Source organism: Nocardia sp. NPDC056000 (assembly GCF_042269265.1).
Classification (GTDB): Bacteria; Actinomycetota; Actinomycetes; order Mycobacteriales; family Mycobacteriaceae; genus Nocardia.
This window is the reverse complement of sequence record NZ_JBHJXS010000010.1, coordinates 243,522-255,643: the sequence shown is the minus strand read 5'-3', so window position 1 is coordinate 255,643 and position 12,122 is coordinate 243,522. Positions and strand designations below refer to the sequence as shown.

The window sequence follows — 12,122 nt, the reverse complement described above, 5'->3', positions numbered from 1 at the left end:
GACTCCTTAAGTGCAGGGGGTTGAACCACTTCGAATCTACGACGGGTGTGTTCCGCGTCAAACATCCGGTATGCCGGTATCCCAATGACTGAACGGTGAAATATCCCTCATTGCACGTCGAACTCGCCCCGCTGGGGGATGTTGGCCATGTCCGTGTAGGAGGTCACCACGATGTGCCCGGGGCCGGTGTCCTGGTACTGCGCGTACTGGATGCTGCCGTAGATGCCCGCGACGACGGTTACCCGGTATTCGCCGGTGGCCCCGGTGTTCATATTGCGCCAGGCGACCGTGGTCACGTTCTCGCACAGCGGCGCGAAGCTGTACTCGCCCGGGCCGTAGCCGACGATCGGGGTGGCGCGCACATTGAAGATCGCTCGCCCCGGCCAGTTCGGATCGGTATCGGTCCAGACCCGGACGCTGCCGCCGCACAGTCCGTCCCGGAACATGGTCGGCACCTGGGGGAATTCGACGGTCCGGGCTTGCGCCGCGGGCGCGCAAACGATCATGGTCGCCCCGGTCAGGCAACCGAGCAGCAGGGCAGCGCGCACACGGGTCGGCGTCCTCATGCGGCGATGGTAATTTCCCGCGACCGTGAGATCGCCGACGTGCGCGCAAGCCCCCATCTCCTTTCTGCAACGATGAGGGGTATGCGCATTGCTGACTCCGTCGTCGATCTGATCGGAAACACCCCCCTCGTCCGGTTGAACTCCGTGGTGGGCCCGAACTCCGGACTGGTCGCGGCGAAGGTCGAGTACCTGAACCCCGGTGGCAGCTCCAAGGACCGCATCGCCGTCAAGATGATCGATGCCGCCGAAGAGGCCGGGCTGTTGAAGCCCGGCGGCACCATCGTCGAGCCGACCTCCGGCAATACCGGCGTCGGCCTGGCCCTGGTGGCCCAGCAGCGCGGGTACAAGTGCGTATTCGTCTGCCCGGACAAGGTTTCCGAGGACAAGCGAAACGTGCTGCGCGCCTACGGCGCCGAGGTCGTGGTGTGCCCGACCGCGGTCGCGCCGGAGGATCCGGACAGCTACTACAACGTCTCCGATCGCCTGGTGCGCGAGATCGAGGGCGCCTGGAAGCCGAACCAGTACTCCAACCCGGGCGGTCCGGAATCGCATTACGAGACCACCGGTCCCGAGATCTGGGCCGATACCGAGGGCAAGGTCACGCACTTCGTGGCGGGCGTCGGCACCGGCGGCACCATCACCGGCACCGGCCGCTACCTGAAGGAGATCTCGGGCGGCAAGGTCAAGGTCATAGGTGCTGATCCCGAGGGCTCGGTGTACTCCGGCGGCACCGGCCGCCCCTACCTGGTCGAGGGCGTGGGCGAGGACTTCTGGCCGTCCGCCTACGACCCGGCCATCCCGGACGAGATCATCGCGGTCTCCGACGCCGACTCCTTCGAGATGACCCGCCGCCTCGCCCGCGAAGAGGGCCTGCTGGTCGGCGGCTCCTGCGGTATGGCCGTGGTCGCGGCGCTCAAGGTCGCCGAGCGCGATCCCGATGCCGTGGTCGTGGTGCTGCTCCCGGACGGTGGCCGCGGCTACCTGTCCAAGATCTTCAACGATCAGTGGATGAGCTCCTACGGCTTCCTGCGCTCGCGCTTGGACGGGTCCACCGCCGAGGTACACGTGGGAGATGTGTTGCGCGGCAAGTCCGGTGAACTGCCGGACCTGGTGCACACGCATCCGCAGGAGACCGTGCGCGATGCCATCGAGATCCTGCGCGAATACGGCGTCTCGCAGATGCCGGTCGTCGGCGCGGAACCGCCGGTGATGGCGGGCGAGGTCGCGGGCAGCGTGACCGAGCGCGATCTGCTCTCCGATGTGTTCGAGGGGCGCGCCAAGCTCACCGATTCGGTGGCACAGCATATGAGCGCGGCCTTCCCGCTCATCGGTGCGGGCGAACCGGTTTCGGCCGCCACCAAACTGCTCGAGAGCACCGACGCGCTGATGGTCGTCGACGACGGCAAGCCGGTCGGCGTCATCACCCGCCACGATCTGCTGGGCTTCCTCAGCGACGGAGTGCTCAGCTAAGAGCGGTAAGCACTTTGCGCCCGCCGCACCGATTCGGTGCGGCGGGCGTTGTTTATTCCGGTGTCTTCGCTGCGGGGATGCTGCTGGATCAGGCGCTTGGCGTGGGGCTTCTCACGGTGAATTACTCCGATGTGATTTGTGGCCTCGCACTTGGGGATTCGTTTATGCATCAGAACTCACAGCGGGGCTGCGGGGTAGGTAACTGGTGCGTTACTGTCCGTTCATGGGCGGCGGGCAGGATCGGCTCGTATGAACTGGAGGCAGGCGCTCACCTGGGTGGCACTGGCGAGCGCGGTGCTCGCCGGTGCGGCACTGCTGGACCGGGTCGGGTTTCCCGCCCCGCAGATGATTCTGGCGATCGTCGTCGGCGCCGCGCTCGCGCTCAGCGGGCGGCTGCCGAAACCGCTTCCGGTGCAGGTCAATCTGGGTGTGCAGGGCATGCTCGGCGTGGTCATGGGCAGCTATCTGCAGATATCGCTGCTGACTTCGATCGGGTGGGATCTGCTGCCCGTGGCCGCGGTGACCGTGGCGACCATCTTCCTGAGTGTCGGGGTCGCGCTGGTGTTCGCGCGGGTGACCAAGGTGGATATTCCGACCGCGACGCTGGGGATGCTGGCCGGTGGCTCGGCCGCGGTGGTGGCCGCCGCCGATGAACTCGACGCCGATCCGCGCCGGGTGGCGTTCATGCAGTATCTGCGGGTGGCGCTGGTCGCGCTGAGCGCACCGGCGGTCGCCGCACTGCTCGATGATCAAGAGGGAATCGCCTACAGCACAGCGACTCTCGGCGGTTCGGTGACGGATCCGAATCTGCCGTACTGGATGATCGTCGGCCGCGGCGATCAGGTCGCGGGCATCTCCACCGCGATCATGCTGTGCGTGCTGGGGATATGGGTGGGCCGCCGGATCGGCCTGCCCAATGCGGCGCTGCTGGGTCCGATGCTGCTCACCGCGGTGCTGACCGCGACCGGTATCAGCCACGGTTACGCGCCCACGCATCTGTTCAAGGATTTGCTGTTCGTGCTCATCGGTTTCGATGTCGGCACCCGCTTCACCCGCAGGGTGGTGCGCGAGATGGCGCGGATGATCCCGGCCATGACCGCCGCGGTGCTCGCGCTCTCGGTGCTGGTGGCCGGATTGGCTTTGGGCCTGGCCTATTTCGTCGATCTGGAGATGTCGGACCTGTACCTGGCCACCACCCCCGGCGGTATCAACGCGGTGCTGGCGACCGCCGACAAGATGAACGCGAACCTGCCGCTCATCACGAGTGTGCAGACCATCCGGCTACTGCTCATGATGCTCATGCTCCCGCTGCTGATGCGCGCCCTGCGCAGATTCGGCTCGCCCACGCCGGTACCCGCCCCGGCATGGCAGCCCGGTTCGGACCGGGCTGCCTGAACCGCCCGGATTACGACCGCGCGGCCCGGTTCGGCCCGCACGACGGCGGTCAGCAGATCGGGCTCGTCGAGTGCGCTCCACACCGGTTCCGGATCGGCGGCGAAGGCGGCGACCAGATCGGGATCCAGGTGCCCGCCCGCGCGGCGGTGGGGTTCGGCGAGCACGCCCCGGCGGTCCCGGGTCGCGGACGCCAGCACGGTCTGTTCGGCCAGGTGCAGGATGCGCCCGGCGAGCGAAACCTCGCCGCCGCGCGGTCCCAGGGCCCTGCTGACCTCACAGACGGATCGGACGGCCGCGGGGGCGCCTCGGGGCGCTTCGGTAACGAAACGGTCTCGTAGCGCCGTCTGGACGCCGGGAAGCCACTCTCCGAATCGGCTCATGTGCGGCGTGGAACACCACGCGCCGGTCGGCCTCGTCCAGGCCGAGTCGTTCGGCGACGGCGGTGGCGACCAGGCAGATGGCCAGGCCCTTTTCGAATGGCATTCCGGTGGCCAGGTCGGTGGTCAGGGACAGCGCCGCCAGCACCTCGGCGACCCGGATCGATGCCATATGTCGGGCGTAGTGCGCCGAATGAGCCGGTCACAGCGTGATTTCGCGGATCGTATTCGGTGCGTTTTCTTTGATGATCACCGTGATTGGCCTGTGATCGGTGGTTGCTGAATACTCGCTAAGGGCACGCGAAACGCCGAAAAAACGGCCAATCCGGGTATATCGGCAATTAGGGTCTAAATTCTTCTGTGATCTAAAACACTTACTAGTTTGAATTGAATCACCAGGTCAGTGCTTGTATTAATGCAGGTCCTTGGGTTGCCGAGCTAGCCGATTTACCTTCTGTTCAACTTTGGTTCAGGCTGTGTTAACCAAGCGCAATCAAGCTGTGACCTTGTTGGAAACAGACCACAAGTCTGGTTGACGCAAGGAGATGTCGACACACATGCGGAACGTGAACACGACAACGGTGCGATGAGGCGCCGCGGCCCGAAGCGGCCGGCACGTACTTCGCAAGTCTCCTAGAGCGTCGAGTTTCCCTGGCCCGCAATGGGTCTCACAACAGCAACGCGAAACAGCCCCAGCGCCACCGGTGCCCGTCGAGAGACGCCCGCCTGGTTCCGCGCTGCCTTTTCCAGGCCTGCGAGCCCAGAAACCGAACAGGAATCCAAATTCGCCATGCCCACGAACGCCATGACTGCTCTGCGTGACCCTGCTAGACGTAGCAAGGTGGTTGCCGCCGCCCGTACGGCCGGTACCGCCGCCCTTGCTCTCGGAGTCTTCGGCTCCATTATCACCGCCGCCGGCGCCGCGAACGGCGACGTGCACCCGGTCGCCCTGAAGCAGACCCTCGCCGCGGCCGCTCCCGCCGTGCACGTCCCGGCCAATGAGCAGCCCGCCGCGCCCGCCCCGGCCGCCGCCGTGCCCGCCCCGATGCCGGCCCCCGCGCCCGCTCCGGTCGTCCCGGTCGCGCCGCCCGCCCCGTCCTACCCGGACAACCTGGACGGCTGGATCCGTCAGGCGCTGGACATCATGTCCCAGCGCGGCATCCCGGGCAGCTACGAGGGCATCCTCCGCAATATCCTGCGCGAATCCAGCGGCAACCCGCAGGCGATCAACCTGTACGACTCGAACGCGGCCATGGGCATCCCGTCCAAGGGCCTGCTCCAGGTGATCGACCCGACCTTCGCCGCGTACCACGTCGACGGCACCCCGTTCGATGTCTGGAACCCCGTCGCGAACATCGTGGCCGCCTGCAACTATGCCGCCGCGCGCTACGGTTCGATGGACAACGTCAACAGCGCGTACTGAGCCCGTCCGGTTGACTCCGATCAGCCTGTGAAAAGCCGGTAAGACCCCGTCAGAGCCCTCCCGGAGCATCCGCTCCGGGAGGGTTTCGGCTTTTCCGAAGAGCCGTTCGGCAAATCACAGGCACCTGATTTGGCAACTATTTCGCAAACCGACGAATCTCATGATCGCCGACGGGTATAACCGCCCTTGGAGCAAGTTCCGGCAACCCGGCCGGAACGGATAGCGAAGGGACGGGGTATGCACACCTCGAGTTTGGCTATCGATATCCAGCAGGGCCTCTCGGACGCGTGGAGTTCGGTCGCCACGTTCGTGCCGAAGTTCGCGGGCTTCCTCGCCATCCTGATCATCGGCTGGCTGGTCGCCAAGCTCGTCGCCCGGCTGGTCACTCGGATTCTGCATCAGGTCGGCTTCGACCGGCTCGTCGAACGCGGCGGCATCAAGGACATGCTCGCGCGCAGCAGCTACGACGCGGTCGGCATCATCGCCAAATTGGCTTACTACGCAATACTTTTGATCACGCTGCAACTGGGATTCGGTGTGTTCGGGCCGAATCCGATCAGCACCATGCTGGACGGCATCGTGTCCTGGCTGCCCAGGCTGGCCGTGGCCATCATCATCGTGTGCGTCGCGGGCGCCATCGCCACCGTGGTGATGGACATGATCGCGAATATGCTCAGCGGTCTGTCCTACGGCCGCATGATGGGACGCATTGCGGCGGTGTTCATCTGGGGCGTCGGCATTATCGCGGCGCTCAATCAGATCGGGGTGGCGACCTCGGTCACCATGCCGATTCTCATCACGGTGCTGGCGGTCATCGGCGGTGTGCTGGTGGTCGGCGTCGGCGGCGGCTTGATCCGGCCCATGCAGCAGCGCTGGGAAGGCTGGCTGGAAACCATCGAGGGTGAGATGCCCGAGATGAAGGGTCATGCCGAGGCGTTCCAGCGCGGTCGCGAGGACGCGGCCCGCCAGCGCGAGGCGATGGAACAGCAGCGCGCGATGATGGCGCAGCAGGGTGGTCAGCGGCCCATGGGCGGACAGCAGATGCCGCCGGGCAAATGGGCCGAACAGCCCGTCGGCTCACCGGGTTACGGTTCGCAGGGTTACGGGCAGCAGGGTTATGGCCAGCCCGGCCCGCAGGGTCAGATGCCCGATCGCGGTGGCGATATGCCGGACCGCGGCGGTCAACCCGGTCGGTACTGACATTCACCAGGGGAAATGAAGCGGCCCACGTACTTCGCGTACGTGGGCCGTTTCACTGTCCTGAACTGTCATTCGCCGCGGGCGAGCGCGCACACCGCGGCCAGGCGCAGATGCACCCATTCGGCGCACTGCCAATCCTCGGAGTCGTACGGCGCTTGCAACCCCGTCTCGCGCAGGTCCTCGAGCAGTCCGCGCGCGTATCCGGCGAGCAGTACGCTCACCGGGACGACGCTCGAATTCTCCACGCCCACTTCGAGAATGTCCCGAATGGCGGCGGCATGCTGATCCACCTGCGCGGCCACACCCGGGAACTCGCGCATGGCCTCGACGGCCGGAGCTCCGTGTGTGCGCTGCAGGCGGTTCAAAGTCTTACGCGCCGAGACGACGAGCAACGCGGAGCCGGGCAAAAACACCTGGTCATGCTAGCCGCCGCCCGGCATGCGCGGCACCCGCTGTGAGATATAGCGCACTTGTCGCCGGGATCGTCTCCGAGATCGTGGACGGATCTCAGCGGAAGGCTTTGGATCCGGTGAGCGCCTCGCCGAGCACCAGCTGGTGCACCTCCGCCGTGCCCTCGTAGGTGAGCACCGATTCCAGGTTGTTGGCGTGCCGCAGTACCGGGTATTCGAGGCTGATGCCGTTGGCGCCCAGGATGGTCCGGCATTCGCGGGCGATGGCGATGGCCTCGCGGGTGCTGTTCAGTTTGCCCGCGCTGATCTGTTCGCCGCGAATCACGCCCTGATCCTTGAGGCGGCCCAGGTGCAGCGCCAGCAGCTGTCCCTTGCCGAGTTCGACGGCCATATCCGCGAGCTTGGCCTGGGTGAGCTGATAGGCGGCGAGCGGCTTATCGAAGACCTCGCGGCTGCGCGCGTAATCGATTGCGGCGGAAAGACAGTCGCGGGCCGCGCCGAGCGCGCCGAAGATAATGCCGAAGCGCGCCTCGGACAGGCAGCCCAGCGGTGCGGTGAGCCCGCGCGCCTCGGGCAGCATGGCGTCGGCGGGCAGCCGCACCCCGTCCAGGGACAGTTCGGCGGTGATGGAGGCGCGCAGCGACAGCTTGCGGTGGATTTCGTTGGCGCTGAATCCCGGTGTGTCCGTGGGGACTACGAAGCCGCGAATGGTGTCTCGCTCACCTTCGCGTGATTGTGCCCACACCACCGCCACATCCGCGACGGATCCGTTGGTGATCCACATCTTGGATCCGTCCAGGATCCAGTCGTCCCCGTCTCGCCTTGCGCGCGTGCGCATTCCGCCCGGATTGGATCCGAAATCCGGCTCGGTCAATCCGAAGCAACCGAGCAGCTGTCCCGCCGCCATCCCCGGCAGCCAGCGCTGCTTCTGCTCCTCGGACCCGTACTTGTGAATCGCCGTCATGGCGAGCGAGCCCTGTACCGAAACCATGCTCCGCACACCGGAATCCACCGCCTCGAGCTCCAGGCAGGCCAGCCCGTACGCGGTGGCAGAGGTCCCCGCGCAGCCGTATCCCTCCAGGTGCATGCCGAGCAGCCCCAGCTTCCCCAGTTCGGGGGCCAACTCCCGGGCCGGGAACGTCCCCGCCTCGAACCAGTCCGCGATATGCGGCCGCAACCGCTCCGCCGCGAAATCGCGCACGGTATCGCGAATAGCCCGCTCCTCATCACTGAGCAGAGAATCGATGGCGAACAGCTCGTCTACGGTGACCATGCCCACAGCCTAGGATGCCGCCGCCGCTGTCGGCGAGATCCGGTACCCGCCCGCGCGCAGGGGCGAATACGCAGCGACTTAGGCTGTGGGGTATGAGCGATCAGCTGGGTTTCTCCACACGGGCGGTGCACGCCGGGTTCGATCCGGACCCTCAGACCGGTGCGGTGAACGTGCCCATCTACGCGAGTTCGACTTTCGCCCAGGACGGCGTCGGCGGGATGCGCGGCGGGTACGAGTACGCGCGCACCGGTAATCCGACCCGGACCGCGCTGGAGGCGAATCTCGCGGCGCTGGAATCGGGCACCTACGGGCGGGCCTTCTCCTCGGGGATGGCGGCCACCGACTGTGCGCTGCGCGCGAATCTGCGGCCCGGGGATCACCTGGTCATTCCGGATGACGCGTACGGCGGCACCTTCCGGCTCATCGACAAGGTGTTCACCCAGTGGGGCATCGAGTACTCGGTGGCGCATGTGAACGATCCGGACGCGGTGGCCGCGGCCATGCGGCCGAACACCAAGCTGGTGTGGATCGAGACCCCGACCAATCCGCTGCTGAATATCGGCGATATCTCGGCGCTGGCCTCGGTGGCGCACGCCGGTGGCGCGAAACTGGTGGTGGACAACACCTTCGCCTCGCCGTACCTGCAGCAGCCGCTGCTGCTGGGCGCGGACATCGTGCTGCATTCGACCACCAAGTACCTGGGCGGACACTCCGATGTGGTGGGCGGCGCGCTCATCACCAACGATCAGGAAATGGACGCCAAGTTCGCGTTCCTGCAGAACGGCGCGGGCGCGGTGCCCGGTCCGATGGACGCGTTCCTGACCCTGCGCGGTATCAAGACCCTCGCGCTGCGCATGGACCGGCATTGCGACAATGCCGAGACCATCGCCGAATTCCTGGCCAATCACCCGAAGATCGCGCAGGTCATCTACCCCGGCCTGCCCGAGCACCCGGGGCACACCGTCGCGCAGAAGCAGATGCGCCGCTTCGGCGGCATGATCTCGGTGCGCGTGCACGGCGGTAAGGAAGCGGCCCTGGACTTCTGCGCCCGCACCAAGCTCTTCACCCTCGCCGAATCCCTCGGCGGTGTGGAATCGCTCATCGAGCACCCCGGCGCCATGACCCACGCCTCCACCGCGGGCTCCCTCCTCGAGGTCCCCGCCGACCTGGTCCGCCTCTCGGTCGGCATCGAGGACATCAGCGACCTGCTCGCCGACATAGAGCAAGCGCTCGCCTGATAGCTGCATAACTAAAAACGAAGCGCCGCACCGGATTCCGGTGCGGCGCTTCGTCGTTTGCCAGCGTGACAACTGATTTCGTAAGCGTCGGGGTAACTCCTGGGGTACCCCCGAAATTGTTGTCGCGCCTGACCGCTACTACGCGTCCCTAACGGTCAACGGCTCTCAGCCGTGCGCTAAAGGCGCGGGGAGGCGGGTTAGCTGTGGTACGGCTCCGCGCTGACCAAGGTCACCTTCATAGTGTTGCCGTTGGGCAGGGTGTATTCGCGGGTCTCGCCGACCTTCGCGTTGATGAGGGCGCCGCCCAGCGGGGAGGCGGGGGAGTAGGTCTCCAGGTCGGCATTGCCGAGGCCCTCTTCGCGGGTGGCGATGAGGAAGGTTTCGGTATCGCTCTCGTCGCCGTCGTAATAGACCTTGACGACGGATCCGGGCAGCGCGACGCCGGACTTGGTCGGGGCGACGCCGACCTTCGCGTTGTTCAGCAGCTCCTGTAGCTGGCGAATGCGGGCTTCCTGCTGGCCCTGTTCTTCGCGTGCCGCGTGGTAGCCGCCGTTTTCCTTGAGGTCGCCCTCTTCGCGGCGCTCATTGATTTCGGCCGCGATGACCGGACGGTTGGCAATGAGCGCGCCGAGTTCGCTCGTGAGCCTCTCGTGCGACTCCGGGGTCAGCCAGGTCACGTTCGTCTCAGTCATCTCGATCACTCCCTAGTAGTTGTCCCCGGCGCATGCCGGGATTTCCCTGATATCCGTTGCCGAAACCCGCCCGAGGGCAGGCATGACAACAGCGGACAGCCAGAGCCATCCTGGGGGAGGTTCCCGACAGCGCCGGCCGTCAATGCAGCAAACACGGCTCCGAACCCCGGAACCGTGTGTTGCGTTATTTTAGCACGAATCGCAAAGATGCAGGTAGAGGCGTCAAAGCGCGTTGAGTACCGGACTTTTCACCCGGCGCGCAGATACGCCGGTACGTCATCGGTGCAGGCGTAGACATTACCCGCGCCGGCCCGGGCGGTCGTTTTCAGGGTGGTCTGCAGCCGGACGGTGCCGCTGTCGGAGGCGGGGATGAGCACTTCGCGGCGGCCGACCTCTTCGCTGTCGGCGGTCATGGCGCGAACGATGCAAACGACCGGTTTGCCGGGGTCCTTGCGGGTCACCTTGAAATCCACGCTCACGGTGGCGTCGTCGACGACGGTGTAGCCGAGCCGATCGGGTTCGATGTCCTTGGGTCCGTACTGCTTGTAGCCCACGTAGGCGACGCCCAGACCGGCGATGAGCACCACCGCGCTGATCGCGATCATGAGCCAGCGGGGGGTCTGGCGGCGCGCTGTCCCGTACCGGCCGGCCGGTCTTTCGCTCATGACTGGACGCTCCCGGGGGGTAGGTCGGAACAATTGACGGTCGGATGGAACTATAGGGAATGGAGATCGGCCACCCCCTGCCTGGATCTGGCGGAGAGCGATGAGGTGAAACAGTGATCGGTGAGGTGAACGAGAAGTGAGTGGTCTTCGCCTCATGGCGGTACACGCGCACCCCGACGACGAGTCCAGCAAGGGTGCGGCGACCACCGCGCGCTATGCCGCCGAGGGCAATGACGTTCTTGTCGTCACCCTGACCGGTGGCGAGCGCGGTGACATCCTCAACCCGGCCATGGATACGCCCGGTATCAAGGAGAACATCTCCGAGGTCCGCCGCCAGGAGATGGCGGCCGCCGCGGCGGTGCTCGGCGTCGAGCAGTTGTGGCTCGGTTTCGTGGATTCCGGTCTGCCGGAAGGGGATCCGCTACCGCCGCTGCCGGAGGGCAGCTTCGCGCTGGTGCCCCTGGAGGAGGCCACCGAGGCGCTGGTGCGCGTGGTGCGGAAATTCAAGCCGCACGTCATGACGACCTACGATGAGATGGGCGGCTACCCGCACCCGGATCACATTATGTGCCACCAGGTTTCGGTCGCCGCGTTCGAGGCGGCGGGCGATCCGGAACGCTTCCCGGACGCGGGCGAGCCCTGGACGCCGCTGAAGCTGTACTACAACCACGGTTTCAGCCTGGCCCGCCTGGAGATCTTCGCGGACGAGTACGAGCGCCGCGGCGAGCCGTTCCCCATGCAGGAGTGGATGGATCGCATGCGCGGTTACGCCCGCGATCGCGGTGACATCATGGGCCGGGTCACCACCCAGATCGAATGCGCCAAGTACTTCCCGCAGCGCGATGACGCCCTGCGCGCGCACGCCACCCAGATCGACCCCAATGGCGCGTTCTTCGCCATCCCGGTCGATCTGCAGCAGAAGCTCTGGCCCACAGAGGAATTCGAGCTCGCGAAGACCCGGGTGCGCACCGCCATCCCGGAGACCGACCTGTTCGCGGGAATCGACGATGCCGACACCGAAGACGCTGCCGACACCGAGACTGCCCACACTGAGGACGCCACCCGATGATGCTCACCCTGCTCGCCCAGGCCCAGAACGCCCCCACCGGACCCGAATTCGGTAAGGCGTCCCCCCTGGGCCTGGTGATCGTGCTGGTGCTGCTGGTCGGCACGGTCCTGCTGGTGGTGAGCATGAACCGCCACCTGAAGAACCTGCCCGCCACCTTCTCCCCGGAACATCCGGAACCGGATCAGGAAGCGGACGAGGGCACCGAGCGGGGCATCATCAAGCAGGAGCAGGACGCCCCGAAGCCGGAGTCCACCACCAGCTGACCGGGTAACGCGCCGAACGGTTTTCGGCCGCGTCGCAGCGAATGACCAACGCCCGCCTCGGGATTCGAGGCGGGCGTTTTC

At 66.1% G+C, this 12,122-nt stretch carries 14 protein-coding genes; 9 read left to right on the top strand and 5 right to left on the bottom strand.

Going from position 1 to position 12,122, the window contains the following annotated elements; all coding sequences use genetic code 11:
• Positions 1 to 107 precede the first annotated feature (107 nt).
• Positions 108 to 566 (bottom strand): hypothetical protein, encoded by a 459-nt coding sequence (locus tag ACFC4D_RS28685; RefSeq protein WP_364641844.1) that lies wholly within the window; start codon positions 564 to 566, stop codon positions 108 to 110.
• An 81-nt stretch (positions 567 to 647) separates the two neighbouring features.
• Here ACFC4D_RS28685 and ACFC4D_RS28680 point away from each other — a divergent pair, with 81 nt between their 5' ends.
• The 6 genes from ACFC4D_RS28680 to ACFC4D_RS28655 all read left to right on the top strand — a co-directional run bounded on the left by ACFC4D_RS28680 (position 648) and on the right by ACFC4D_RS28655 (position 6,431).
• Positions 648 to 2,036 (top strand): cystathionine beta-synthase, encoded by a 1,389-nt coding sequence (locus ACFC4D_RS28680; RefSeq protein WP_375965257.1) that lies wholly within the window; start codon positions 648 to 650, stop codon positions 2,034 to 2,036.
• A gap of 249 nt (positions 2,037 to 2,285) precedes the next feature.
• Positions 2,286 to 3,431 carry an AbrB family transcriptional regulator gene (locus ACFC4D_RS28675; RefSeq protein WP_376068042.1) on the top strand — a complete coding sequence of 382 codons (1,146 nt, stop codon included), beginning with the start codon at positions 2,286 to 2,288 and terminating at the stop codon, positions 3,429 to 3,431.
• Positions 3,401 to 3,769 carry a hypothetical protein gene (locus ACFC4D_RS28670; protein WP_376068040.1) on the top strand — a complete coding sequence of 123 codons (369 nt, stop codon included), beginning with the start codon at positions 3,401 to 3,403 and terminating at the stop codon, positions 3,767 to 3,769. Before ACFC4D_RS28675 ends, ACFC4D_RS28670 begins: the two co-directional genes overlap by 31 nt.
• 49 nt (positions 3,770 to 3,818) lie before the next feature.
• Positions 3,819 to 4,091 carry a hypothetical protein gene (locus ACFC4D_RS28665; RefSeq protein ID WP_376068038.1) on the top strand — a complete coding sequence of 91 codons (273 nt, stop codon included), beginning with the start codon at positions 3,819 to 3,821 and terminating at the stop codon, positions 4,089 to 4,091.
• 522 nt (positions 4,092 to 4,613) lie between these two features.
• On the top strand, positions 4,614 to 5,231 hold the full coding sequence (locus tag ACFC4D_RS28660; protein WP_375965263.1) for a transglycosylase SLT domain-containing protein: 618 nt from the start codon (positions 4,614 to 4,616) through the stop codon (positions 5,229 to 5,231).
• Between the two features lie 237 nt (positions 5,232 to 5,468).
• The gene (locus ACFC4D_RS28655; RefSeq protein ID WP_376068036.1) at positions 5,469 to 6,431 is read left to right on the top strand and encodes a hypothetical protein; all 963 of its coding nucleotides are present in this window, start codon (positions 5,469 to 5,471) and stop codon (positions 6,429 to 6,431) included.
• A gap of 68 nt (positions 6,432 to 6,499) precedes the next feature.
• On the opposite strand, the gene ACFC4D_RS28650 is transcribed toward ACFC4D_RS28655, so the two are convergent.
• Together ACFC4D_RS28650 and ACFC4D_RS28645 are read right to left on the bottom strand one after the other, a co-directional pair.
• Positions 6,500 to 6,844, bottom strand: coding sequence for a DUF6401 family natural product biosynthesis protein (locus ACFC4D_RS28650; protein ID WP_364640340.1), 345 nt, complete (start codon positions 6,842 to 6,844; stop codon positions 6,500 to 6,502).
• A 94-nt stretch (positions 6,845 to 6,938) separates the two neighbouring features.
• On the bottom strand, positions 6,939 to 8,114 hold the full coding sequence (locus tag ACFC4D_RS28645; RefSeq protein WP_375965269.1) for an acyl-CoA dehydrogenase family protein: 1,176 nt from the start codon (positions 8,112 to 8,114) through the stop codon (positions 6,939 to 6,941).
• Between the two features lie 92 nt (positions 8,115 to 8,206).
• Here ACFC4D_RS28645 and ACFC4D_RS28640 point away from each other — a divergent pair, with 92 nt between their 5' ends.
• Positions 8,207 to 9,352 carry a cystathionine gamma-synthase gene (locus ACFC4D_RS28640; RefSeq protein ID WP_364640334.1) on the top strand — a complete coding sequence of 382 codons (1,146 nt, stop codon included), beginning with the start codon at positions 8,207 to 8,209 and terminating at the stop codon, positions 9,350 to 9,352.
• Positions 9,353 to 9,549: 197 nt separating this feature from the next.
• On the opposite strand, the gene greA is transcribed toward ACFC4D_RS28640, so the two are convergent.
• Positions 9,550 to 10,044, bottom strand: a complete 495-nt coding sequence (greA, locus tag ACFC4D_RS28635) for a transcription elongation factor GreA (protein ID WP_364640331.1) — start codon at positions 10,042 to 10,044, stop codon at positions 9,550 to 9,552.
• A gap of 248 nt (positions 10,045 to 10,292) precedes the next feature.
• Complete coding sequence (locus ACFC4D_RS28630) at positions 10,293 to 10,709, bottom strand: DUF4307 domain-containing protein (RefSeq protein WP_375965272.1); 417 nt, start codon at positions 10,707 to 10,709, stop codon at positions 10,293 to 10,295.
• A 154-nt stretch (positions 10,710 to 10,863) separates the two neighbouring features.
• Between ACFC4D_RS28630 and mca the strand changes: the two genes are divergently transcribed.
• Both mca and ACFC4D_RS28620 read left to right on the top strand, forming a co-directional pair.
• Entirely contained in the window at positions 10,864 to 11,778 is a 915-nt protein-coding gene (gene mca / locus ACFC4D_RS28625) for a mycothiol conjugate amidase Mca (protein WP_364640539.1), read from the top strand.
• Positions 11,775 to 12,041: a hypothetical protein gene (locus ACFC4D_RS28620; RefSeq protein ID WP_375965274.1), complete on the top strand. Its 267-nt coding sequence runs from the start codon at positions 11,775 to 11,777 to the stop codon at positions 12,039 to 12,041. The genes mca and ACFC4D_RS28620 overlap by 4 nt, the downstream gene beginning before the upstream one ends.
• Positions 12,042 to 12,122: the final 81 nt, after the last annotated feature.